Below are 22,048 nucleotides of genomic sequence, written 5' to 3' on the forward strand. Positions count from 1 at the left end.
CCTTTCGAGGTGGAGTCAGGGGGTGATGCGCAAGCCCAGTTGCTCGGCAGCCTTGATGGCACAGGCTTCGTCCTGCGCAGCGCCGCCGGCACCGGCGATGCCGAGTGCACCGACCAGTTCAGCGTCGGCGAACAACGGCACGCCGCCACCGAGCAACAGCAATTCGGGCAAGCTGTTAAGGTTGGCCGCTTCGGGGTTGTTGCGGGCGCGCTCGGCAAACAAGCGAGTCGGGGTTTTTGTCGATAGCGCGGTGTATGCCTTGCGTTGGCTGGCGAGACTGTTGTGCGGGCCAACGCCATCGGCTCGCAGGCTCAGCAATGGATTACCGCCCCGGTCGAGTACGGTAAGTGCCGCCGTGCACTGCGCCAGGCTGGCGTCTGCCAGTTGGCGTGCGGTGTGCAAATCCAGGTCGGCGTGGCGCGGCAGCGGTGGTGCTGCCAGGACGCTGGCGCTGATGGCGAAGCTCAAGAACAAGGCATTGCGGTACATGGGAACGGCTCCAGAAAGCAGGCCGCTACCTTAGCCAGCGGTCTCGCTCAAAAGCCGAACAATTCGATTACAGGTTTGTAATGAACCAAGAGGTAGGCATGCAGGTGTTGTTAGTGGAAGACCAGCCGAAATTGGCGCAACTCATGGCCCAGGGCTTGAGTGAGGCCGGCTTCGCCGTAGAAGTCGCAGCCAATGGCATGGCAGCTCAGCGGTTTGTGGAAAGCACTGACTATGACTTGGTGATCCTGGATGTAATGTTGCCGGGTTTGAATGCCTGGAAGTTGCAGCAGGCGATTCGCAAGAAGGGCGAGACGCCGGTGTTGTTCTTGACGACCCCGGAAGGGATCGAGGACCGTCTGCGCGGGTTGGAACTGCATGAGGATGATTACTTGCTCAAGCCGTTTGAAGCCAAGGCCTTGGTGGCGCGGGTGAAGAAGGTGTTGCGGCGTGATCGTGGGCGCTAGCCTGTAAGTAGGCTCGTACCTGTCAAGTTTGACAGTAGATTGGGTGTTTAAGGGAGCGCAGACTTTGATCGTCAATTGTGACATTCAAGGAGTGAGCACTCATGTCATCTAAACCCGCAACAAAGGACGTTCCAGAAAATACTGCAATAGAGCCTCCAGTGGTAAGTACCCCGCAGGGCGGTAAAACTTACTCGAACCCTGTCAAGTTTTCAGGCACTGGCCTTCCTGGTTGGCGGGTTTATTTTTTCACTGTCCCGACTAATGGCGATGATTTTGGCAGTGCCGAAGTGAGAGAGCACGGGGGCTGGGAGTTTGACGCTTATCTGGGGCCTGGTACTTTTAAAGTGTTCGGCTGGCAAACAGATAACCGGCTGCGCTCGCCTTGGACACCTTTTATTGAATTTACAGTGACATCTTGAAGCCGTACGCCCTTTTTTCGCTGACAAGTTTCGGGAGGTCGGTACTGCTAGCGCAAACCCTCCCGAAACTGCCCCGGCGTCATCCCCGTCCAGCGCTTGAACGCGCGGTTGAAACTGCTGGTGTCGGCGAACCCAAGTAAATGGCTGATCTCGGCCAACGAGCACTGCGGATCACGCAAATGCAGCAACGCCAGGTTCTCCCGGCACTCATTGAGCAGCGCATCAAACCGGCAGCCCTCATCCGCCAGATGCCGTTGCAGGCTGCGCAGGCTCAGGTGCAGCGCCTGCGCAACCCGCTCGGCGCTGGGTTCGCCGTCGGGCAACTGCGCTTCGATCACCCGGCGGACCTTGCGCTCCCAGGTCAGCGGTTGCAGTTGGGCGAGGGTGCGCTTGAGCACGGTTTCGTTGTGTTCGGCCAGTTCGGGGTTGGCATCGTCCAGGTGGCTGTCGAAATCCTGGGCGGCGAACTCCAGGCGGTCTTCCTCAGCGCCGAAAAACACCGGCGCGCGAAACACCGTGTGCCATGGCTTGGGATCTGCCGGTTCCGGCCTTCGCAGGTACACCGCCAGCGGCGCGTACTCGCGGCCCAGGCGATTGCGACAGGTACGCACATAGATCGCCGCAAACGCGTCGATGGCCTCGAACGCTGGCGCGGGGCTGTCCGCTAGTTGCAGCAGGCGAAACCGATAGCGTTCGCCATCGCCGCTCAGCTCCAGGCTCAAGGCATCGCTGACCACCTGGTGATAGCGCACGATGCGCTCGAACACTTCCCGCAAGCTGCCACTGGCCACCAGCGCATACCCCAACGCATGAAACGTGGTGGGGCTGACGAACCGCGACACCCGCAGCCCAATCGCTGGATCGCCGCTGGCCTGCACCGCCAGCTCCCACAAGCGCGTGGTGGCCGACAGCGGGTAGCGTGCGTTGGGATCGTCCATCTGCTGCGGGTCGAGCCCGGCTTGCTGGCACAACGCGGCGCTGTCGAGGCCCAGGGCGTCGAGCTGCTTGCGCAGGGCGCGGGTCCAACTGGCGAGGGAGGTGGGTTCGGTCATGGCAATTGGCGCTTGCGGTCAACAGGTTGGCGTCCGGGGCTAGCATCCTGATTGATCGCTTGGGGCAGGATGTGAGCATCAATAAACAAGAGGATGGAAGCATGGACGGTACTTCTGCAAGTCCCCAGCAGATGAACGCGCAACAGCGCTCGGCGCATATCCGTGAAGTGGTGCTGGCCGAAGGCGTGCGACTGCGCCAGCAACACCCTTGGCTGCTGCATCAGGACGCGCTGGGCGCGGGCATCCTGGCGTTTGCACTGCTCGGCATGCTGGGCTCGGCGGCGCTCTACATCACGGGTCATATGGCCTGGTGGGTGTGCCTGCTGCTCAATGCGTTCCTGGCTTCACTGACCCACGAGCTGGAACACGACCTGATCCACAGCATGTACTTTCGCAAGCAGCGCCTGCCCCACAACCTGATGATGGGCCTGGTGTGGCTGGCGCGGCCGAGCACGATCAACCCGTGGGTGCGCCGGCACCTGCATCTCAACCATCACAAGGTCTCCGGCACCGAGACCGATATGGAAGAGCGCGCCATCACCAACGGCGAGCCCTGGGGCTTTGCGCGGTTGCTGATGGTCGGCGACAACGTGATGTCGGCCTTCATCCGTATCCTGCGGGCCAAGACCTGGAAGCACAAACTGACGATCCTCAAGCGTTCGCTGCTGGTGTATGCACCGCTGGCGCTGCTGCATTGGGGCACGTGGTACGTGTTCCTCGGTTTTCATGCCGCCAATGGCATTGCCAGTCTGCTCGGTGCGCCCATCGCGTGGTCAGCCGGCACCTTGCAGATGATGCAGGTGATTGATATCGCTGCCGTGGTGATCATCGGCCCTAATGTGTTGCGTACGTTTTGCCTGCACTTTGTCAGCTCCAACATGCACTACTACGGCGATGTGGAACTGGGCAATGTGATCCAGCAGACCCAGGTGTTGAACCCGTGGTGGATGTGGCCTCTGCAGGCGTTCTGCTTCAACTTCGGCAGCACCCACGGCATCCACCATTTTGTGGTGAAGGAACCGTTTTACATCCGCCAGATGACCGCCAGGGTGGCGCACAAAGTGATGGCTGAGATGGGTGTGCGCTTCAATGATTTCGGGACGTTCGCGCGGGCCAATCGGCTGGGTTTTCCACCGCCAGCAGGGTTTCGATCAACGCCTTCGCCGCAGGCGACAAACGCACCCCAGCGCGGCTGATCACCCCGCAACGGTTGCTGAGGCTGTCCAACGCGTGTGGCAGATTGCGCCAATGCAGCACGTGTAATTGACCACTGGCAAATGCCTCGACGAAAGCCTCTTCGGCGCCAAGGCCGATGGCGTCGGATTGCCGCACGATGGTGGCCAGCGCCGCGAACTGTTCAAGCTCGATGGCGGGCGCAAAGTCGACGCGCCCACTGAGGTTGGCCAGCAGCTTGCGAATGCCGGGCGCAATCAGTGGCGTGGCCAGCGGGTAGCTGAACAGGTCGTTGGTGGACAGGCTGTCCTTGGCCAGTAGCGGGTGCCCGGCGCGGCAGAAAAACACGCTGCGCCGAGACGTCAGGGCCTGGGTCTGAAAGTTCGGGTCAGCCTCGAAGTGACGCACATCGGCGATAAAGAATTCGATCTCTTCACGGTTCAGGCTGCGTCCGAGTTTTTCCCAGTTATCCACCTGCAACGCAGTGCGCACCTTGGGGTAGGTGGAGACAAAGCGCGCCATCGTCTGGGGCACCAGGTTCACGGCGGCCACGGCGTCGCTGCCGAAGCGTACTTCGCCGGCGTCGAGTTTGGTCATGCGCGTGACTTCATGGCTCAGCAACGCCGCGCCTTGCACCAGGCTCAATGCGTGTTGCAACACCACCTGGCCTTCGGGAGTGGGACGCAGGTCTTTGTTCGCGCGGTCCACCAGCACACAGCCGAATTCCTGTTCCAGGCCCTGGATGCTGCGGCTGAACGCTGGTTGCGTGATGCCCATGGCGTCCGCCGCGCGCACGAAACTGCGGTGCTCGTTGAGCGCGATGAAGTAGCGCAGTTGACGAAGGTCCATGGTGTGCCCGGCATCCTATAGGGGAACCGGGATTTTAAGCGGGCCGCTTATTCCGTCAATGAAGCATTTTTGTTTTATCTAGATCTTAAATGCATATCTATAGAGCGGGTGCCGTGCGGTAAGTGGCGGGGTTGAACACGCGGGTCACCACCAGCATCGCCACCGCTGTCACCGTCAGCACCACCCAGGCACTGACAAAGCTGCCGGTGAGTTCACGCAGCCAGCCGGTCAGCCACGGCGAAATCGCATTGATCAAAAAGCCCACGCCTTGCACGAACGCCGCCAGTTGCCCGGCCTGGCGCGGGTCGCGGTGGTGGTCGAGAGTCAGCAACAGGCTCAGGGCAAAGCAGGCACCCAGGCCGAATCCGCACAGCGCCACCCACAGATGAGGAAACTGCAACGGCGCCATCAGCAGGCCGAGGTAACCGATGGTCTGGGCCAATAGGCTGACCCACAGCAGCGGCCGACGGTCGACCCCGCGTTGTGCCAATACTGGCATCACCAGCGCGGCGATCACCTGAAAGATCGTCATGAAGGCCAGCAACGAACCACTGGGCAGTACGCCCCAACCCAGTTGCTGATAGTAGGCCGGCAGCCACGCCACCATGCTCATGTAGCCGCAATTCACCAAGCCAAAATACAGTGCCAGCAGCCACGCACGGCGATTACGCAGGCCTTTGAAGGCCGGGATGACTGTCGCGCTTTTTGCCGCGCCCAGGGGCAACCAGGCCCATAACAACAGTGCGGCCAACGCCGGCAGCAACCACACACCGAGCCCGGCTTCCCATTGCTGGAAATGCGTGGCCACCACTGGGCTGATCAGCGCCGCCAGCCCACCACCGGCCATTAGCGAGGCAGAGTAAACCCCCATCGCCACCGGCACGCGGTGGTGAAATTCGCGCTTGATCATCGCTGGCACCAACGCCTGGATCAACGCGACACCGGCGCCACCGAGCAACGCGGTCACCAGCAGCGTCGAACCCTGGCCCATCAGCCAGCGGGCCAGGCACGCCAGCAGGATCATCATCAAGCCCAGGGCAATGCCACGGCGTTCACCCAGTTGCGCTTCAACCCGCACGCCCACCAGCGCCACCAGGCCCATGCACACCACGGGCAGGCTGGTGAGCAGGGCGCTGCTCTGGAAGCTCAAGCCGGTAGCCAGGCGAATCTCACCGAGCAACGGGCTGATGGAGCTGAGGATCGGCCGCAGGTTGAGGCCCAGGACCACCAACAGGCCCCAGCCAGCGAGGGATTTATTCAGGGGCATGCAGGTTTTTCCAGTGCTGGTACAGCGTGGTCATGGCCGCATCAGGCAGATGCAGGATCGGCAGGCGCTGCTCACTCACTGGCAGGCCCACCTGCTGGCCGATCGCCGCCGTCGACAGGCCAAATGGCTCGGCCATCTCGTTGCTGGCGGCAAACACCACCCGTTCCACACCGCACAGGTACATGGCACTCAGACACATCGGGCAGGGTTGGCCGCTGGCGTAGATGACGCAACCGTCCAGACGCGCGCCGAGTTGCCGGCTGGCAGCGCGGATCGCTAACAATTCGGCGTGGGCGGTAGGGTCCTGGGTCAGGTGGATTTCATTCACCGCTTCAACCAGCACGTTGCCGCCTTGCGTCAACACCGCGCCAAACGGTCGGCCACCCTGGGCGACGTTGGTCTGGGCAAGTTGGATCGCGCGTTGCAGGTGCTGGTGATCGTCGGTCATGGAAATCCCTCCGGGCATGATTGGAGGGTGAAGTATGGGCAGCCGTCGGGGTATTCTGAAATTAAATATAACCATGCCAACCAGTGGCAAATGGAATGGTAAGCGGCCATGTTCGATCCCGTGTTGTTGCGCAGTTTTGTCGCCGTAGTGGATTGCGGCAATTTCACCCGCGCCGCCGAGCGCCTGCACTTGACCCAATCCACGGTGAGCCAGCAGATCCGCCGACTGGAAGAGGCGGTGGCGTGTCAGTTGCTGGACCGGGATCAGCGCCGGGTGGTCGCTACTGCGGAAGGCGAGCGCTTGCTGGCCTATGCACGGCGCATCCTGGCGCTGCATGAAGAAGCCGCCGATGTGTTGATCAGCCAGCAAAGCGACGGAGTGCTGCGCCTTGGTGTGCCGGAGGATTTTGCATCCGAACGGCTGATGCCGCTGCTGTCGGCGTTTGTGCAGGCTTTCCCAAGGGTGCGCCTGGAGGTCACCAGCGGCCTCGGTCCCGAGTTGCAGCGCCAGTACCGCAGCGGAGAGTTCGACGTCTTGCTGGTCAAGCAGATGGGCGACAGCGACGACTGCCTGGCCTCATGGCCGGAGCCTTTGTGCTGGGTGGATAGCCACAGCACGCCGTCCTTGGGACGCGTCCCGTTGCCGTTGGTGGCATTTCCCGTAGGCGGCCTGTACCGCAATGAAATGCTGCAGCACTTGGAAGTCGGCGGCTGGCGCTGGCGCATCGGGTATTCCAGTGCGAGCCTGGCGAGCGTGTGTGCGGCGGTGGCGGCGGGGTTGGGCATCAGTTTGCTGCCCCGTCGAGTCGTACAGCCAGGGCACAGCGTATTGGGTCCGGACAGCGGCTTGCCTAGGGTGGAAGGTGTGCGGCTGGCACTGTATGGCCGCAGTGGCTTGGGTGCGGCAGGGCAAAGTCTGCAACGCCAGTTGCTCGATTTGTGTGCGAACAGCCCTGTCTGAGCAATGCCTTTTCTGAATATTTTTTATGCCTGAAAGGCATTCAAATACAACGCCTTTGCGCAAGCCCGCGTAGGACGGGGCTTTGCCGTTTCTGAGTGTTTCATTTATTCAATTTAGATCTATGTATAACTTTAAAGATTACTTTAAGAGATAAGCGTCTGGCCCCGATGATTCAGCCCTCGACGGCCTCCCATGCAGGCCTGTCGGTTTTTTGTGTCAAAAACCGTAGGGAGTGAATCAATGGGCAATGTCCAGACCGCCGCCAGTGCACACGAGGCGCAATGGCGCCAGGCACCGGGTGGTGAGTTGGTCGACCTTGGCCGGCCGCATCGCGCGCCGTTGGGGCAGTCGCGCACGCAGAAAACGCCGAAGCGTTTCTCTAGCCGTCGCGAAGGGATCCTGCTGGGTTTGCTGGTGCTGGCCCTGCACGGCGCGGTGATCTACTGGGTGAGCCAGAAGCCGACCCCGGTGCTGCCGATTGTGCCACCGGAAATTCCGCCGATGACCATCGAATTCTCCCAGCCGGCACCTCCCGTGGTGGAACCGCCGCCTCCCGTGCCGCCACCACCACCGCCGCCTGTGGTCGAGCCACCGCCGCCGGTGGTGGATGAATTGGCCGCCAAGCCAGCGCCGCCTAAACCGATTCCGAAACCCAAGCCCAAGCCGGTTCCAAAGCCTGAGCCCAAGCCCGCACCGAAGCCGGTCGAGCAGCCGCCCGCGCCACCGACACCGGCACCACCTGCGCCTCCTGCACCACCAGCGCCGGCCCCGGTTACACCCGCTTCGGCCAACGCCGCGTACCTGAAGAACCCGGCGCCGGAATACCCGTCACTGGCTCAGCGGCGCGGTTGGGAAGGCACGGTGCTGCTCAGGGTGCAGGTACTGGCCAGCGGCAAACCGGGTGAGATCCAGATCCAGAAAAGCAGCGGTCGCCAGCAACTCGACGACGCTGCGCTGGCCGCGGTGAAACGCTGGAGTTTCGTGCCGGCCAAGCAGGGCGATGTGGCCCAGGACGGCTGGGTCAGCGTACCGATCGATTTCAAGATTCACTAACTATTCGGCTGCGGTGTGTTGCACACGCCGCGACCTGCACAGAGGGAACACATCATGGCATTAGCATCTCCACTTGAATCCATCGAAAGCGCGGTGATCTGGCTGCTGGTGGTCTTTTCGGTCGCCACCTGGGGCCTGGCGTTGCTCAAGGGCGTGCAGTTCGGCCGCCTCAAGGCGCAGGATCGCAAGTTCCATAAACAGTTCTGGGCGGCGTCGAGTCTCGACTCGGCTGCCGAGCTGGCCGAAACCCAGCCGGGCGCCGCTGCCCGCGTGGCCCAGGCCGGTTACGCGGCGATTCAGGTGGGCGAAACCCCGCACGCGGCGGACCTGAGCCAGGCGATTAACCACCAGGACCGCCTCGAACGGGCCCTGCGCCAGCAGATCGTGCGTGAGCGCCGCTCCCTGGAAACAGGTCTGGCTGTGGTTGCCAGTATCGGCAGCACCTCGCCGTTCATCGGTCTGTTCGGCACTGTGTGGGGCATCATGGAAGCGCTCAAGGGCATCAGCGCTGCGGGCTCCGCCAGCCTCGAAACCGTGGCCGGCCCGATTGGTGCGGCGCTGGTCGCGACCGGTGTGGGTATCGCCGTCGCGGTGCCTGCGGTGCTGGTCTACAACTATTTCCTGCGTCGCCTGAAGCTGACGGCTGCGGACCTGGACGACTTTGCCCACGACTTCTATAGCCTGGCCCAGAAGAATTCCTTCCGCGTACTGTTGCACCCGACCCTGAACAAAACCGCTGCCGGCAGCCCGCAGAAAGTGAAGGAGGCGTCCTGACATGGCCTTCTCCACGCAAGACAGCGATGAGGTGCTGAGCGAGATCAACGTCACGCCACTGGTGGACGTGATGCTGGTGCTGCTGGTGGTATTCATCGTCACCGCGCCGCTGCTGACCAACGCAATCCCGATCAACCTGCCCAAGACCGAGGCTGTGGCCCCGGTGGAGCAGAAAGACCCGCTGGTGGTGAGCATCGACGGCGCCGGCAAACTGTTTATCAACAAGGACGAAATCCAGCCGGACCTACTGGAATTCAATCTGCAGGCGGCCAAGGCCAAGGACCCCGATGTGCGGGTGCAACTGCAGGCTGACGATGGCGTGAACTACGGCGAAGTGGCGCGAGCCATGGCGTCTATCGAGCGCGCGGGGATTACCAAGTTGTCGGTGATTACCGCACGTTAATTGCAAAAGCCTCGACAATTTTTTGGCCGTCTCCTTGGCAGGGTGCGGCCTTTTTTTTGCGTAAAATCCTTTTGTGATTTTGGTTATTAATAAATAGCTTCTTATTCCTTAACGAATATAACCCCCGTCCCTATACTGTTCAGCAACGTTAAACGCTGCAGGAGGGCACACCCATGCACAGCGAGTCGATTCGTTACCTGATCGTGCCGGGCTGGCAAGGATCGCCAGAAGATCATTGGCAAAGTCACTGGCAGAACAGCCTGCCCAACAGCGCCCGTGTGGAGCAGGCCGACTGGCTGACCCCACGCCGCGAAGACTGGGTCGCCGCGCTGGCCGAGGCCATTGCGGCCGACAGCACGCCAGTGATCCTGATCGCCCATAGCCTGGGCTGCATCACGGTGGCGCATTGGGCGGCCACTGCGCCGGTGCAGTTCCTGCGCCAGGTGCGTGGTGCTTTGCTGGTGGCCCCGGCGGATGTCGAACGACCTGCTTGCTCGCCTGCCTTGCGTAATTTCGCGCCCATTCCAACCGACCTGCTGCCGTTCCCAAGCCAGGTGGTCAGTTCCGACAACGACAGTGCCGTCAGCGCGCCTCGGGCGCTGGAGCTGGCACGCAATTGGGGCGCCGAAGCCGGGATTCTGTCCGGTGCCGGGCATATCAATGTGAAGTCCGGCCACCAACGTTGGGAACAGGGCTTCGCTTATCTCTATCGCCTGCAAAGCCGCCTTGAGCATCACGCCCGGCGCACTGCCTAAAGCCAATCATGTAGGAGCGAGCTTGCTCGCGAAGAATGCAAAGGCGACGTGGATTCACAGGTAGCGCTGCATCATCGTTGACGTTTTTCGCGAGCAAGCTCGCTCCTACACTTTTTCAACGCCCCGTCCCTTAAGTGGATTGGGGGCGGGAGCCTGCCATGAGTCTGCATGAAACCTACGGTCAGCCATTGCTGACCTTCCCCGACGCCGAAAAAAGCCCGCTGAGCATCCGCGCCAAAGCGCTGGTGTTTGTCGACCCCCGTTCGCGCCAACTGCGCGAAGACCTCGAAAGCCTCGCGCCGCGCGCCTTGCCCGTATTGATTCGCGGCGAGACCGGCAGTGGTAAAGAGCTGTTGGCGCGGCATATCCACCGTGGCAGCGACCGTACCGGTTTGTTTGTCTCGGTCAATTGCGGGGCGATCAGCCCGACTTATGCCGATGCTGAATTGTTCGGTTATGCCGCCGGCAGCCACAGTGGCGCGGCCAGCAGCCGGGCCGGGTGGTTTGGTTCCGCGAATGGCGGCACCTTGTACCTCGATGAGATCGGCGATTTGCCGCTGCCGATCCAGGTGAAGCTGTTGGCCGCGCTGGAAAATCACGAAGTCACCCGCGTCGGCGCTCATCAGCCCAGCCCGGTGGATGTGCGCCTGGTCGCCGCCACCAGCATCGACCTGGCCCAGGCCGTGGCAGCCGGCAAGTTTCATGAGCGCTTGTTCCACTACTTGAGTGAAGGGCGGCTGGACTTGCCCGCACTGCGCGAGCGCGTGGGTGACATCCTGTCCCTGGCCGAGTACTTCCTGGGTATCTACAGCCAGCGTCTGGACCTGCCGGTGCCGCTGATCAGCGATGCCGCCCAGCGCGTGCTGGAGCTCCATAGCTGGCCGGGCAATACCCGTGAGCTGGAAAACGTCATTCACTTCGCGTTGCTGGTGAGCAGCGGCGACGAGATCCTGCCCGAGCATCTGAACCTGCCGGTCGCAGGTTCGCCGTTGGAACAGGTGCAGCGCATTTTCCAGAGTGCCAGCCCCGCCGAGCAGGAAACTCTGCGTAAATTCCTACATGAACAAAATGGAATATCAACGTGAATAAAAGATATTGTTCGGGAATAAAAAATCTAGGTATTGTCCCTTCCATGCCGCGATAGCACTTCGCTGGCACATCACATAAAAAACGGTCGTCAGAGACGCCCCGCAATTCCGATAAGGACACTGCATGAAAAAGGTTCTGTTGTTTACCGCACTGGCGGCTGCCCTGACTGCCGGCCTGGCCCAGGCCAACGAGAAACTGGTCGTTGCCGCGACCCCGATCCCCCACGCCGAGATCCTTGAGCTGATCAAGCCGACCCTGGCCAAAGAAGGCGTGGACCTGCAGATCAAAGTCTTCACCGACTACGTTCAACCCAACACGCAGGTGGCCGAAAAGCGCCTCGATGCCAACTACTTCCAGACCCTGCCGTACCTGGAAAACTTCAACAAGGGCAAGGGTACCAACCTGGTGACCGTGGTCGGCGTGCACGTTGAACCCATCGGCGGTTACTCGAAAAAGATCAAGAACATCTCTGAGCTCAAGGATGGCGCCACTGTGGCCATCCCGAACGAAGGCTCCAACAGCGGCCGTGCCCTGTTGCTGCTGCAAAAGAACGGTCTGATTACGCTGAAAGACCCGACCAATGCTCTGTCCACGCCGAAAGACATTGCCAGCAACCCGAAAAACCTGAAGTTCAAGGAGCTGGAATCGGCGCTGCTGCCACGCGTGCTGGACCAGGTTGACCTTGATGTCATCAACACCAACTACGCCCTGGAAGCTGGCCTGAACCCGGCCAAAGATGCGCTGATCATCGAAGACGCCAAGTCGCCGTACGTGAACTTCCTGGTGGCTCGCCCGGACAACAAGGACAGCGACGCTATCCAGAAACTGTCCAAGGCCCTGACCAGCCCGGAAGTCAAAGCGTTCATCGAGAAGAAGTACAACGGCGCGGTCGTGCCTGCGTTCTGATGTAACTCAAAACCCCCTTCAAGGTTTGAACGCCGACGGCTGTTACAGCGTCGGCGTTTTTTTATGACGTGCTATTAATCGCCCTGCGCAGCGCCATCAACCACTTCACCAACTCCTGCGGATCCATCGGTTTCACTTCCTGCATGGTTCAATCCCTCGAATCTCAGACCCTCCAACCATAGCTGCCACTCGCCAAACCCGCGAACCCGGGGGTTATCTTTTTGGGTGATATCAATATGCTATTTTGGTATTTAAATTTTCTTTTTTATACCTTTAAAGTTCGCGCTACCCGGCGTTACCCACACCGGATCGGATTGCGCTCGCTGCATTATCCTGCGGCGTCATGGACTGGAAATGACCTTCGATTTCGCTTTTATCCTCAGCACGCTCCCGGCGTTTCTGAAAGCCGTGGGCGTGACACTTCAAGTGGGCCTGATCGCCATTGCCACCTCGTTGCTGGTGGCGCTGATCAACGCGGCGCTGCTGGTGTTCCGCACGCCCTACCTGTCGCGCCTGGTGGCGCTCTATGTGGAGCTGGCGCGTAATACGCCGCTGCTGATCCAGCTGTTCTTCGTGTACTTCGCGCTGCCGGCCCTGGGCTTCAATATTTCCGGGTTCTGGGCGGCGATCATTACCATGACTTTCCTCGGCGGCGCCTACCTCACCGAAGTGCTGCGTGCCGGTGTGGAAGCGGTGCCGCTGGCGCAGATCGAGTCGGGCAAGTCCATCGGCCTGTCCGACTGGCAACTGCTGCGCCATGTGATCCTGCCTCAGGCCGGCATCCTCAGCCTGCCGGCGTTGTTCGCCAATTTCATCTTCTTGCTCAAGGAGACCACCGTGGTTTCCGCCGTGGCGGTGCCGGAGATTCTCTACACCACCAAGAGCTACATCGCCCTCTACTACAAGACCTACGAAATGCTCGCCGTGCTGACGTTGATCTGCGTGTTGCTGTTCTTGCCGCTGTCGCTGTTGCTCAGCCGCCTGGAAAGGAGGCTCCAGCATGGCCAGTTCGGGTCTTGAGTTGCTGTGGGTGTCGTTGCCGCAACTGGGCAAGGGCGCTGCGCAAACCCTGTCGATTTCATTCTTGAGCATCGCTTTCAGCACGGTGGGCGGGGTGCTGTACGGCGTGCTGCGCACCTTGAACAACCGGCTGATCAACGCGGTGCTGCGGGTGTACCTGGAACTGTTCCGCGCGATCCCGGTGCTGGTGTGGTTGTACTTGCTGTTTTTCGGGCTGCCGATTTTCTTCGGCCTGAGCATTCCGAGTTTCTGGTGCGTGGTGCTGGTGCTGTCACTGTGGGGCGCCAGCGAGGTGGGCGAAGTGGTGCGCGGTGCCTTGCATTCGCTGCCACGCGGGCAACGTGAAGCGGGGTTGTCGATTGGTCTCTCGGACCCGCAGCTCTACGGCTACGTGCTGCTGCCCCAAGCCTTGAAACGCATGACGCCGCCGACCATCAACGTCTACACGCGCATCATCAAGACCAGCTCCCTGGCGGTGCTGATCGGCGTGGTGGACGTGATCAAGGTCGGCCAGCAAATCATCGAACGCACCTATGAGTCGGTATTGATCTACGGCGTGCTGTTCCTGTTTTTCTTCTTTATCTGCTACCCGTTGTCGGCCGTCTCCAAGGTGCTGGAACGGCGCTGGGCCCAAGCATGAGTGCATTGATCGAGTTCCAGGGTTTCAACAAATTCTTCGGCGAGGCGCAGGTGCTCAAGGGCATCGACTTGCGCGTGCAAAGCGGCGAAGTGGTGGTGATCCTCGGCCCCAGCGGTTGCGGCAAAAGCACCTTGCTGCGTTGCCTCAACGGCCTGGAAGTGGCCCACAGCGGCAGCCTGCGTTTTGCCGGCAACGAGCTGTTGGACAAGAAAACCGATTGGCGCCACGTGCGCCAGGACATCGGCATGGTGTTCCAGAGCTACCACCTGTTTCCGCACATGAGCGTGCTCGACAACCTCCTGCTCGGCCCGTTGAAAGTGCAAAAGCGCGACCCGCGCGAAGCCCGCGAACAGGCCGAGAAATTGTTGGAACGCGTGGGCTTGGCCGACAAGCGCGACGCCTTCCCGCGCCAGCTCTCCGGTGGCCAGCAGCAACGCATCGCTATCGTCCGCTCGTTGTGCATGAACCCTCAGGTCATGCTGTTTGACGAAGTCACCGCAGCCCTCGACCCGGAAATGGTCAAGGAAGTGCTGGAAGTGATCCAGGGCCTGGCCCGCGATGGCATGACCTTGCTGATCGTTACCCACGAAATGGCCTTTGCCCGCGCCGTCGCCGACCGCGTGGTCTTCATGGAGGCCGGTCGCATCCTCGAACAGAACACCCCCGAGGCATTCTTTACGAACCCGCAAACCGCACGTGCGCAGCAGTTCCTGGAGAAGTTCTCCTTTGTTTCAACACTGCCCAAGAAAACCAAGGAACTGGAGCTGATATGAAAAAGTTACTGCTGCCACTGTTTGCCGTCGCACTGCTGGCCGGCTGCGATAAAAAGGCCGAAGAGCCTGTAAAACCTGCCGCTGTCAGTTACATCGATAAGATCAAGGCTCGCGACAAGCTGATCGTCGGTGTATTCACCGACAAACCACCGTTTGGTTTTGTGAACGAAGCCGGCCGCTACGTTGGTTTCGATACCGACATCGGCCGCCAATTCGCCAAGGACCTGCTGGGCGATGAAAACAAAGTCGAGTTCGTTGCCGTCGAGCCCGCCAGCCGCATTCCGTTCCTGCAAAGCGACAAGGTCGACCTGATCCTCGCCAACATGACCGTGACCCCGGAACGCAAGGACGCCGTCGATTTCACCAACCCCAACCTGAAAGTCGCGGTACAGGCCCTGGTGCCGAACGACAGCGCCGTCAAAAGCCTGGATGACCTGGCCACCCGCACCACCATCGTTACCACCGGCACCACCGCCGATATCTGGCTGACCAAAAACCACCCGGACTGGAAACTGCTCAAGTTCGAGAAAAACTCCGAGTCGTTGCAGGCGTTGTCTGCCGGCCGTGGTGATGCGTATGCCCAGGACAACCTGGTGCTGTTCAGCTGGGCCAAGCAGAACCCGGGCTACCGTGTGCTGGAAGAAAAACTTGGCGATGAAGCGCCGATTGCACCGGCCGTGAAGAAGGGCAACATCGAACTGCGTGACTGGGTGAATGCCGAGTTGGCCAAGTTGGGCGAGGAGAAATTCCTGCTCAAGCTGTACGACCAATATGTGCGTAAGGAGCTGAGCGATGACACCAAGCCGGAGAGTGTGATTGTTGAAGGCGGGAAGTGGCAGGGCTGATCAGCTAATAACTGAGTGACTGATCCACCGCTATCGCAGGCAAGCCAGCTCCTACAGTTGAAAGTATTCACACATCAAAACTGTGGGAGCCGGGCTTGCCCGCGATGAGGCCCTGAAGGACACCGCCTATTCTGGCCAATGCCACGCGGGCACATCCAAAATTCCCTGCCCGACGATCCGCGTCTCCCCCAACACCTTCTCCAGCACAATCGAATTGCACCCCTCATCCTGCTGCAACGCCGCAATCAAGCGGCTGGCATGCGACACCACCCACACCTGGCATTGTCGGGACGCCTGGATAATCAAGCGCGCCAACGCCGGCAGCAGGTCCGGATGCAGGCTGGTTTCCGGCTCGTTCAGCACCATCATGGTCGGCGGTCGAGGTGTGAGCAGCGCCGCGATCAGCAGCAGGTAACGCAAGGTGCCGTCGGACAGCTCCGCCGCCGATAACGGTCGCAGCAACCCTTCCTGATAAAACTCAATCGCAAAGCGCCCGCCCTGCAAGGGCTCGATATTCAGGCGCGCGCCGGGAAACGCATCGCTGACTGCCCGCTGCAAGGCCTCGGGATCGCCAATTTCATGGATCGTCTGCAACGCCGCTGCCAGGTCGCGCCCGTCGTGATGGAGCACTGGCGTGCGTGTGCCTAGTTGTGGCTGACGCACTGGCGCGTCCACATCGCTGCGAAAGTGATCGTAAAAGCGCCAGCCACGGATGCTTTCGCGCAGCAGCAACACCTCCGGTGAACCGCGCAGGCTGCCGACCTGATCGAACAGGCTGTGGTAGTTCGGCGTGTGCTGGGCCAGCACATCCCAGGCGCGGCCCTCACGTGCCCGCACCATCGGCCCGGAACGCTGTACCAGCAGGCTGGCCGGGCGGTAGATGGGGCCGGCCCAGATGCATTCCTTCTTGACCTCGGGATCGAGGGAGAAAAACGACTCGCTCGGTTCAGGCAACCCCAAGGAAATGGCGTAGCTGAAATCCTCCCCGGCAAACCCCAGGCGCAGGCGTTTCACACCTTGGCGCACGGTGGACTCAATCGGCACTTCGCCGTTGTGCATGCGTCGGCTGATAGTCTCGGGCCCCGCCCAGAAGGTCGAATCCAGCCCACCCTCACGGGCCAGCGCATTGATCACCCCACCCTGGGCGGTTTCCGCCAGCAGGCGCAGGGCGCGGTACAAGTTGGATTTTCCGCTGCCATTGGGCCCTGTCACCAGGTTCAGCCGGTCCAGGGGCACTACCAATTTGTTGATCGAGCGGTAATTGGCCACCGCGAGGGTCTTGAGCATGGGCATTCAGTCGGCGTGGGAACCATTGGAGTATGGGAGCCTCCATGCAGATAAGGAACCCTGAACTAAGCTCACAGTCGCATACACACTGGCACGTCGGCATCACGCACAAGGAGCCTGCATGGGCGGTCGCATTTTCACCTGTATTTTCGGACTTGGCCTACTGGCGCTGCTGAGCGGCTGTGGCGAGGAAAAGGCTGAGCCCAAGCAGCACTCGCGTGTGTTCGTGCAGACCGTGCAGCCAGCGGATTTTGCCGCAGCAGTCACGCTGACCGGCGATATCCAGGCCCGTGTGCAAACCGATCTGTCCTTTCGCGTGGGCGGCAAGATCATTCAGCGCATGGTGGACGTGGGCGATCGCGTCAGCGCCAAGCAAGTGCTGGCCAAGCTCGATCCCAAAGACTTGCAGACCAACGTCGATTCCGCCCAGGCCCAGGTCGTGGCCGAGCAGGCACGGGTCAAACAGACGGCCGCCGCTTTCGTGCGCCAGGAAAAGCTCCTGCCCAAGGGCTACACCAGCCGCAGCGAATACGATTCCGCCCAGGCCGCGCTGCGCAGCAGCCAAAGCGCCTTGGCCGCCGCTCAGGCCCAACTGGCCAACGCCCGTGAACAACTCGGCTATACGGCACTGATCGCCGAAGCCCCCGGCGTGATTACCGCGCGCCAAGCCGAAGTCGGCCAGGTAGTGCAGGCCACCGTGCCGATTTTCAGCCTGGCCCGCGATGGCGAGCGCGATGCAGTGTTCAACGTTTATGAGTCGCTGCTGGTGGAGCCGCCGCCGGAAGCGCCGATTACCGTCAGCCTCTTGGATAACCCGAATATCAAGGCCGTGGGCAAAGTGCGTGAAGTCACGCCCGCCGTGGCCGCCAATACCGGCACCGTGCAGGTGAAGATCGCCCTGCAAGCACTGCCCAAAGGCATGGAACTCGGTTCGGTGGTCAGCGCTACCGCCAACGGCCCGGCCAAGGCCAGTATCGAATTGCCTTGGGCCGCGCTCACCAAGGACCTCAGTGAACCCGCCGTGTGGCTGATCGACAGCGACGGCAAGGCGCAATTGCACAACGTCACGGTGGCACGTTACCTCACCGGCAAAGTCATCATTGGCGACGGCCTTAAAGGTGGCGAAAAAGTCGTGGTGGCCGGCGGGCAATTGCTGCACCCCGGCATGATCGTCGAGATCGCCCAGCAAGGAGCCCAGCCATGAAGCGCCTGACGGTGTTGCTCGCCGCCAGCCTGTTGCTGGTGGCTTGTTCGAAGGAAGAGCCGCCACCCGAACCGGTGCGCCCCGTGCTGTCCATGGAAGTGAAGGCCGAGGACCAGGAAAACCTCGGCCGTTTCGCCGGCACCATCCAGGCTCGTTATGAAAGCAACCTGGGTTTCCGTGTGCCCGGCCGCATTGCCCGCCGCGCCGTGGATGTGGGCGCCGAGGTGGAGAAGGGCGCCTTGCTCGCCATCCTCGACCCTACCGATCAACAGAACCAATTGCGCGCCGCCCAGGGCGACCTGGCGCGCGTGCAGGCGCAATTTATCAACGCCCAGGCCAACGCCCGGCGCCAGCAGGAGCTGTTCAACCGCGGCGTCGGCGCCCAGGCCCAGCTGGATATTGCCCAGACGGACCTGAAAACCACCCAGGCCTCTCTTGACCAGGCGCAAGCCTCAGTCAACCAAGCCAAGGACCAACTCAACTACGCCGAATTGCGCACCGATCACGCCGGCATCGTCACCGCGTGGAATGCCGAGGCCGGCCAGGTGGTCAGCGCCGGCCAGCAAGTAGTGACCCTGGCCCGCCCGGACATCAAGGAAGCGGTGATCGACCTGCCCGCCGGCCTGGCCGAGCGCCTGCCCCATGACGTGGTGTTCCTGGTCGCCGGGCAACTCGACCCCAGCGTCAACACCACCGCCATCGTGCGCGAGATCGAACCCCAGGCCCAGAGCGCCACACGCACCCGTCGTGCGCGCCTGACCCTGGCCGAAACACCGCCCGCGTTCCGCCTTGGCACGGCGATCAGCGTGACCTTGAGCACCGCCATCGCGCCGCGCATCGAAGTGCCCCTGAGTGCCTTGCAGGAGGTCGACGGCAAGACCCGCATCTGGCTGCTCGACACCCAAAGCCAGACCGTGCAACCGCGCGACATCACGGTGATCAGCCGTGACGCCAACAGCGCCTTGCTCAACGGCGGCGTCAAACCCGGCGAGCGTATCGTCACCGCCGGCGTGAACAGCCTGAAACCCGGGCAAAAAGTCAAAATCGACGAGGACAGCCCGCGATGAAAGGGAGCTTCAACTTATCCGACTGGGCCCTCAAGCATCAGTCCTTCGTCTGGTACCTGATGTTCGTCGCGCTGTTGATGGGCGTGTTCTCGTACATGAACCTGGGTCGCGAGGAAGACCCTTCGTTCACCATCAAGACCATGGTGATCCAGACCCGCTGGCCAGGCGCGACCCAGGAAGAAACCCTCAAGCAGGTCACCGACCGCATCGAGAAAAAACTCGAAGAGCTGGACTCCCTCGACTACGTGAAAAGCTACACCCGGCCGGGCGAGTCCACGGTGTTCGTGTTCCTCAAGGACACCACCAGTGCCAAGGCCATCCCGGAGATCTGGTACCAGGTCCGCAAGAAGATCGACGACATTCGCGGCACCTTCCCCCAGGGCTTGCAGGGGCCGTCGTTCAACGATGAGTTCGGTGACGTGTTCGGCTCGGTGTACGCCTTTACCGGCGACGGCCTGTCGATGCGTCAGTTGCGTGACTATGTGGAGCAGGTGCGCGCCGAGATCCGTTCGGTGCCGGGGCTGGGCAAGGTCGAGATGATCGGCCAGCAGGACGAAGTGATTTACCTGAACTTCTCCACGCGCAAACTGGCGGCCTTGGGGATTGACCAGCGCCAGGTGGTGCAGAGCCTGCAATCGCAGAACGCGGTGACGCCGGCCGGGGTGATCGAGGCCGGGCCGGAGCGGATTTCGGTGCGTACTTCTGGGCAATTCGCCTCGGAGAAAGACCTGGCCAATGTGAATCTGCGGCTCAATGACCGCTTTTATCGCCTGGCAGACATTGCCGATATCAGTCGTGGCTATGTGGACCCGGCGCGACCGATGTTCCGCTTCAACGGCAAGCCGGCCATCGGCCTGGCGATTGCCATGCAGAAGGGCGGCAATATCCAGTCGTTCGGCAAGGCCCTGCACGGGCGCATGGATGAACTGACCGCCGACCTGCCGGTGGGCGTCGGCGTGCACAAGGTGTCCGACCAGGCGGAAGTGGTGGAAGAGGCCGTCGGCGGCTTTACCAGTGCGCTGTTCGAAGCGGTGATCATTGTGCTGGTGGTGAGCTTCATCAGCCTCGGCATGCGTGCCGGGTTGGTGGTGGCGTGCTCGATTCCGTTGGTGCTGGCGCTGGTATTCGTGTTCATGGAATACAGCGGCATCACCATGCAGCGGGTGTCGTTGGGCGCGTTGATCATCGCCCTCGGCCTGTTGGTGGATGACGCGATGATCACCGTCGAGATGATGATCACGCGCCTGGAGAAAGGCGAAACCAAGGAGCAGGCGGCGACCTACGCCTACACCTCTACGGCGTTCCCGATGCTCACCGGTACCCTGGTGACGGTCGCCGGTTTTGTGCCGATCGGTCTCAATGCCAGCTCGGCGGGCGAGTACACCTTCACCCTGTTCGCGGTGATTGCCGTGGCGATGCTGGTGTCGTGGGTGGTGGCGGTGCTGTTTGCGCCGGTGATCGGTGTGCATATCCTCAGCGCCAAGGTGAAGCCTCACGATGCCGAGCCGGGGCGAATTGGCCGGGCGTTTAATGGCGGCATGCTGTGGGCCATGCGTAATCGCTGGTGGGCGATTGGCATCACCGTGGCGCTGTTTGTGGCGTCGGTGTTCTCCATGCAGTTCGTGCAGAACCAGTTCTTCCCATCGTCGGACCGCCCGGAAATCCTGGTTGATTTGAACCTGCCGCAAAACGCCTCGATCAACGAGACGCGCAAGGCCGTCGACCGCCTGGAAGCAATCATCAAGGACGACCCGGACATTGCACGCTGGAGCACCTACATTGGCCAGGGCGCGATCCGTTTCTACCTGCCCCTCGACCAGCAACTGGAAAACCCCTACTACGCGCAGTTGGTCATCGTGAGCAAGGGCCTGGAAGAGCGCGGCGAGTTGATCGCGCGCCTGCAGAAGCGCCTGCGCGATGACTTCGTCGGCATCGGCAGCTTTGTGCAGCCGCTGGAAATGGGCCCGCCGGTGGGCAGGCCGATTCAGTATCGTGTGTCGGGCAAAGACACTGATCAAGTGCGCAAACACGCCATCGAACTGGCGACCTTGCTGGACAAGAACACCCACCTGGGCGAGATCATCTACGACTGGAACGAGCCGGGCAAAGTGCTGCGTATCGACATCGCCCAGGACAAGGCGCGTCAACTGGGGCTGTCGTCGGAAGACGTGGCGCAGTTGATGAACAGCGTGGTCAGCGGCGCCTCGGTGACCCAGGTGCATGACGATATCTACCTGATCAACGTGGTCGGCCGCGCCGAAGACGCCGAACGCGGCACGCCGGAAACCTTGCAGAACTTGCAGATTGTCACGCCTAACGGCACTTCTATTCCGCTGCTGGCGTTCGCCACGGTGCGCTATGAACTGGAGCAGCCTTTGGTGTGGCGTCGCGACCGTAAACCGACGATCACCATCAAGGCGTCGGTGCGTGACGAGATGCAGCCGACGGACCTGGTGAAACAGCTCAAGCCGGAGATCGATAAGTTCAGCGCCGGCTTGCCGGTGGGCTATAAGGTCGCCACTGGCGGCACCGTGGAAGAAAGTGGCAAGGCCCAGGGCCCGATTGCCAGCGTGGTACCGTTGATGCTGTTCCTCATGGCGACCTTCCTGATGATCCAGCTGCACAGTGTGCAGAAGATGTTCCTGGTGGCGAGTGTCGCGCCGCTCGGTTTGATTGGCGTGGTGTTGGCGCTGATCCCCACCGGCACGCCCATGGGCTTTGTGGCGATCCTGGGGATCCTGGCGCTGATCGGCATCATCATCCGTAACTCGGTGATCCTGGTGACGCAGATTCATGAATACGAGGTGGCAGGCTATACGCCGTGGGATGCGGTGGTGGAAGCCACCGAGCATCGTCGCCGGCCGATCCTGCTGACGGCGGCGGCGGCGAGCCTGGGCATGATCCCCATCGCCCGTGAGGTGTTCTGGGGGCCGATGGCCTACGCGATGATTGGTGGGATCATCATTGCGACGTTGCTGACGTTGTTGTTCCTGCCGGCGTTGTATGTGGCGTGGTACAAGATTCGCGAGCCGAAAAAAGAACAGGCTTGATAGGGCTGTGGTGATTGTGAAATCGCTATCGCCGCGGTGCGACGCATCGACAAGCCGGCTC

The 22,048-nt window shown here is 61.3% G+C and carries 23 protein-coding genes; 17 read left to right on the forward strand and 6 right to left on the reverse strand.

Annotated features, from left to right (window positions below; all coding sequences use genetic code 11):
- Positions 1–15: 15 nt before the first annotated feature.
- Entirely contained in the window at positions 16–489 is a 474-nt protein-coding gene (locus tag CI807_RS07565; RefSeq protein ID WP_016975024.1) for a heme-binding protein, read from the reverse strand.
- A 98-nt stretch (positions 490–587) separates the two neighbouring features.
- On the opposite strand from CI807_RS07565, the gene CI807_RS07570 reads away from it, so the two are divergent.
- Together CI807_RS07570 and CI807_RS31265 are read left to right on the forward strand one after the other, a co-directional pair.
- On the forward strand, positions 588–953 hold the full coding sequence (locus tag CI807_RS07570) for a response regulator (protein WP_095014241.1): 366 nt from the start codon (positions 588–590) through the stop codon (positions 951–953).
- Between the two features lie 101 nt (positions 954–1,054).
- Positions 1,055–1,372, forward strand: a complete 318-nt coding sequence (locus CI807_RS31265) for a hypothetical protein (protein ID WP_157742006.1) — start codon at positions 1,055–1,057, stop codon at positions 1,370–1,372.
- A 47-nt stretch (positions 1,373–1,419) separates the two neighbouring features.
- Here CI807_RS31265 and CI807_RS07575 read toward each other — a convergent pair whose 3' ends face one another.
- Positions 1,420–2,424, reverse strand: coding sequence for an AraC family transcriptional regulator (locus CI807_RS07575; protein ID WP_095014242.1), 1,005 nt, complete (start codon positions 2,422–2,424; stop codon positions 1,420–1,422).
- 101 nt (positions 2,425–2,525) lie between these two features.
- On the opposite strand from CI807_RS07575, the gene CI807_RS07580 reads away from it, so the two are divergent.
- Positions 2,526–3,620: a fatty acid desaturase gene (locus CI807_RS07580; protein WP_095014243.1), complete on the forward strand. Its 1,095-nt coding sequence runs from the start codon at positions 2,526–2,528 to the stop codon at positions 3,618–3,620.
- On the opposite strand, the gene CI807_RS07585 is transcribed toward CI807_RS07580, so the two are convergent.
- The 3 genes from CI807_RS07585 to CI807_RS07595 all read right to left on the reverse strand — a co-directional run bounded on the left by CI807_RS07585 (position 3,511) and on the right by CI807_RS07595 (position 6,161).
- Positions 3,511–4,446, reverse strand: a complete 936-nt coding sequence (locus CI807_RS07585) for a LysR family transcriptional regulator (protein ID WP_095014244.1) — start codon at positions 4,444–4,446, stop codon at positions 3,511–3,513. The genes CI807_RS07580 and CI807_RS07585 overlap by 110 nt on opposite strands.
- 97 nt (positions 4,447–4,543) lie before the next feature.
- Positions 4,544–5,713: a CynX/NimT family MFS transporter gene (locus CI807_RS07590; protein WP_095014245.1), complete on the reverse strand. Its 1,170-nt coding sequence runs from the start codon at positions 5,711–5,713 to the stop codon at positions 4,544–4,546.
- Positions 5,700–6,161, reverse strand: a complete 462-nt coding sequence (locus CI807_RS07595) for a nucleoside deaminase (protein ID WP_095014246.1) — start codon at positions 6,159–6,161, stop codon at positions 5,700–5,702. Before CI807_RS07595 ends, CI807_RS07590 begins: the two co-directional genes overlap by 14 nt.
- A 108-nt stretch (positions 6,162–6,269) precedes the next feature.
- Between CI807_RS07595 and CI807_RS07600 the strand changes: the two genes are divergently transcribed.
- The 11 genes from CI807_RS07600 (at position 6,270) to CI807_RS07650 (ending at position 15,379) form a co-directional block, all read left to right on the forward strand.
- A complete protein-coding gene (locus CI807_RS07600) occupies positions 6,270–7,121 on the forward strand; it encodes a LysR family transcriptional regulator (RefSeq protein WP_095014247.1) in 852 nt (283 codons plus the stop codon).
- 240 nt (positions 7,122–7,361) lie between these two features.
- On the forward strand, positions 7,362–8,174 hold the full coding sequence (locus CI807_RS07605) for an energy transducer TonB (RefSeq protein ID WP_095014248.1): 813 nt from the start codon (positions 7,362–7,364) through the stop codon (positions 8,172–8,174).
- Between the two features lie 51 nt (positions 8,175–8,225).
- A complete protein-coding gene (locus CI807_RS07610) occupies positions 8,226–8,948 on the forward strand; it encodes a MotA/TolQ/ExbB proton channel family protein (protein ID WP_095017519.1) in 723 nt (240 codons plus the stop codon).
- A 1-nt stretch (position 8,949) separates the two neighbouring features.
- On the forward strand, positions 8,950–9,351 hold the full coding sequence (locus CI807_RS07615) for a biopolymer transporter ExbD (protein WP_010565408.1): 402 nt from the start codon (positions 8,950–8,952) through the stop codon (positions 9,349–9,351).
- A gap of 173 nt (positions 9,352–9,524) precedes the next feature.
- Positions 9,525–10,106 (forward strand): alpha/beta hydrolase, encoded by a 582-nt coding sequence (locus CI807_RS07620; RefSeq protein WP_016975008.1) that lies wholly within the window; start codon positions 9,525–9,527, stop codon positions 10,104–10,106.
- A gap of 158 nt (positions 10,107–10,264) precedes the next feature.
- On the forward strand, positions 10,265–11,191 hold the full coding sequence (locus tag CI807_RS07625) for a sigma 54-interacting transcriptional regulator (protein WP_095014249.1): 927 nt from the start codon (positions 10,265–10,267) through the stop codon (positions 11,189–11,191).
- 127 nt (positions 11,192–11,318) lie between these two features.
- Positions 11,319–12,101: a MetQ/NlpA family ABC transporter substrate-binding protein gene (locus CI807_RS07630; protein WP_095014250.1), complete on the forward strand. Its 783-nt coding sequence runs from the start codon at positions 11,319–11,321 to the stop codon at positions 12,099–12,101.
- Between the two features lie 354 nt (positions 12,102–12,455).
- Positions 12,456–13,121: an amino acid ABC transporter permease gene (locus tag CI807_RS07635; RefSeq protein WP_003187615.1), complete on the forward strand. Its 666-nt coding sequence runs from the start codon at positions 12,456–12,458 to the stop codon at positions 13,119–13,121.
- Positions 13,102–13,761, forward strand: a complete 660-nt coding sequence (locus CI807_RS07640) for an amino acid ABC transporter permease (RefSeq protein WP_095014251.1) — start codon at positions 13,102–13,104, stop codon at positions 13,759–13,761. Before CI807_RS07635 ends, CI807_RS07640 begins: the two co-directional genes overlap by 20 nt.
- Positions 13,758–14,534 carry an amino acid ABC transporter ATP-binding protein gene (locus CI807_RS07645; RefSeq protein WP_095014252.1) on the forward strand — a complete coding sequence of 259 codons (777 nt, stop codon included), beginning with the start codon at positions 13,758–13,760 and terminating at the stop codon, positions 14,532–14,534. The genes CI807_RS07640 and CI807_RS07645 overlap by 4 nt, the downstream gene beginning before the upstream one ends.
- Positions 14,531–15,379: a transporter substrate-binding domain-containing protein gene (locus tag CI807_RS07650; protein ID WP_095014253.1), complete on the forward strand. Its 849-nt coding sequence runs from the start codon at positions 14,531–14,533 to the stop codon at positions 15,377–15,379. The genes CI807_RS07645 and CI807_RS07650 overlap by 4 nt, the downstream gene beginning before the upstream one ends.
- Positions 15,380–15,505: 126 nt before the next feature.
- On the opposite strand, the gene CI807_RS07655 is transcribed toward CI807_RS07650, so the two are convergent.
- Complete coding sequence (locus tag CI807_RS07655) at positions 15,506–16,666, reverse strand: AAA family ATPase (protein WP_095017520.1); 1,161 nt, start codon at positions 16,664–16,666, stop codon at positions 15,506–15,508.
- A gap of 121 nt (positions 16,667–16,787) precedes the next feature.
- Here CI807_RS07655 and CI807_RS07660 point away from each other — a divergent pair, with 121 nt between their 5' ends.
- Genes CI807_RS07660 through CI807_RS07670 form a run of 3 tightly spaced genes read left to right on the forward strand, consistent with a single transcriptional unit; the run spans position 16,788 to position 21,987 of the window.
- Positions 16,788–17,870: an efflux RND transporter periplasmic adaptor subunit gene (locus tag CI807_RS07660; protein WP_095014254.1), complete on the forward strand. Its 1,083-nt coding sequence runs from the start codon at positions 16,788–16,790 to the stop codon at positions 17,868–17,870.
- Entirely contained in the window at positions 17,867–18,937 is a 1,071-nt protein-coding gene (locus tag CI807_RS07665) for an efflux RND transporter periplasmic adaptor subunit (RefSeq protein WP_095014255.1), read from the forward strand. The genes CI807_RS07660 and CI807_RS07665 overlap by 4 nt, the downstream gene beginning before the upstream one ends.
- A complete protein-coding gene (locus CI807_RS07670; protein WP_095014256.1) occupies positions 18,934–21,987 on the forward strand; it encodes an efflux RND transporter permease subunit in 3,054 nt (1,017 codons plus the stop codon). Before CI807_RS07665 ends, CI807_RS07670 begins: the two co-directional genes overlap by 4 nt.
- The last annotated feature ends 61 nt before the right edge of the window (positions 21,988–22,048 follow it).

It is taken from the genome of Pseudomonas sp. NS1(2017) (assembly GCF_002269425.1).
Lineage (GTDB): Bacteria > Pseudomonadota > Gammaproteobacteria > Pseudomonadales > Pseudomonadaceae > Aquipseudomonas > Aquipseudomonas reactans.

What these genes read in the sequence shown, in the direction of transcription:
- CI807_RS07640 (WP_095014251.1), top strand. Translation starts at nt 13,102, where the DNA reads ATGGCCAGTTCGGGTCTTGAGTTGCTGTGGGTGTCGTTGCCGCAACTG.
- CI807_RS31265 (WP_157742006.1), top strand. Translation starts at nt 1,055, where the DNA reads ATGTCATCTAAACCCGCAACAAAGGACGTTCCAGAAAATACTGCAATA.
- CI807_RS07600 (WP_095014247.1), top strand. Translation starts at nt 6,270, where the DNA reads ATGTTCGATCCCGTGTTGTTGCGCAGTTTTGTCGCCGTAGTGGATTGC.
- CI807_RS07580 (WP_095014243.1), top strand. Translation starts at nt 2,526, where the DNA reads ATGGACGGTACTTCTGCAAGTCCCCAGCAGATGAACGCGCAACAGCGC.
- CI807_RS07635 (WP_003187615.1), top strand. Translation starts at nt 12,456, where the DNA reads ATGACCTTCGATTTCGCTTTTATCCTCAGCACGCTCCCGGCGTTTCTG.
- CI807_RS07565 (WP_016975024.1), bottom strand. Translation starts at nt 489, where the DNA reads ATGTACCGCAATGCCTTGTTCTTGAGCTTCGCCATCAGCGCCAGCGTC.
- CI807_RS07605 (WP_095014248.1), top strand. Translation starts at nt 7,362, where the DNA reads ATGGGCAATGTCCAGACCGCCGCCAGTGCACACGAGGCGCAATGGCGC.
- CI807_RS07570 (WP_095014241.1), top strand. Translation starts at nt 588, where the DNA reads ATGCAGGTGTTGTTAGTGGAAGACCAGCCGAAATTGGCGCAACTCATG.
- CI807_RS07575 (WP_095014242.1), bottom strand. Translation starts at nt 2,424, where the DNA reads ATGACCGAACCCACCTCCCTCGCCAGTTGGACCCGCGCCCTGCGCAAG.
- CI807_RS07660 (WP_095014254.1), top strand. Translation starts at nt 16,788, where the DNA reads ATGGGCGGTCGCATTTTCACCTGTATTTTCGGACTTGGCCTACTGGCG.
- CI807_RS07670 (WP_095014256.1), top strand. Translation starts at nt 18,934, where the DNA reads ATGAAAGGGAGCTTCAACTTATCCGACTGGGCCCTCAAGCATCAGTCC.
- CI807_RS07585 (WP_095014244.1), bottom strand. Translation starts at nt 4,446, where the DNA reads ATGGACCTTCGTCAACTGCGCTACTTCATCGCGCTCAACGAGCACCGC.
- CI807_RS07630 (WP_095014250.1), top strand. Translation starts at nt 11,319, where the DNA reads ATGAAAAAGGTTCTGTTGTTTACCGCACTGGCGGCTGCCCTGACTGCC.
- CI807_RS07620 (WP_016975008.1), top strand. Translation starts at nt 9,525, where the DNA reads ATGCACAGCGAGTCGATTCGTTACCTGATCGTGCCGGGCTGGCAAGGA.
- CI807_RS07615 (WP_010565408.1), top strand. Translation starts at nt 8,950, where the DNA reads ATGGCCTTCTCCACGCAAGACAGCGATGAGGTGCTGAGCGAGATCAAC.
- CI807_RS07665 (WP_095014255.1), top strand. Translation starts at nt 17,867, where the DNA reads ATGAAGCGCCTGACGGTGTTGCTCGCCGCCAGCCTGTTGCTGGTGGCT.
- CI807_RS07650 (WP_095014253.1), top strand. Translation starts at nt 14,531, where the DNA reads ATGAAAAAGTTACTGCTGCCACTGTTTGCCGTCGCACTGCTGGCCGGC.
- CI807_RS07655 (WP_095017520.1), bottom strand. Translation starts at nt 16,666, where the DNA reads ATGCTCAAGACCCTCGCGGTGGCCAATTACCGCTCGATCAACAAATTG.
- CI807_RS07645 (WP_095014252.1), top strand. Translation starts at nt 13,758, where the DNA reads ATGAGTGCATTGATCGAGTTCCAGGGTTTCAACAAATTCTTCGGCGAG.
- CI807_RS07595 (WP_095014246.1), bottom strand. Translation starts at nt 6,161, where the DNA reads ATGACCGACGATCACCAGCACCTGCAACGCGCGATCCAACTTGCCCAG.
- CI807_RS07590 (WP_095014245.1), bottom strand. Translation starts at nt 5,713, where the DNA reads ATGCCCCTGAATAAATCCCTCGCTGGCTGGGGCCTGTTGGTGGTCCTG.
- CI807_RS07625 (WP_095014249.1), top strand. Translation starts at nt 10,265, where the DNA reads ATGAGTCTGCATGAAACCTACGGTCAGCCATTGCTGACCTTCCCCGAC.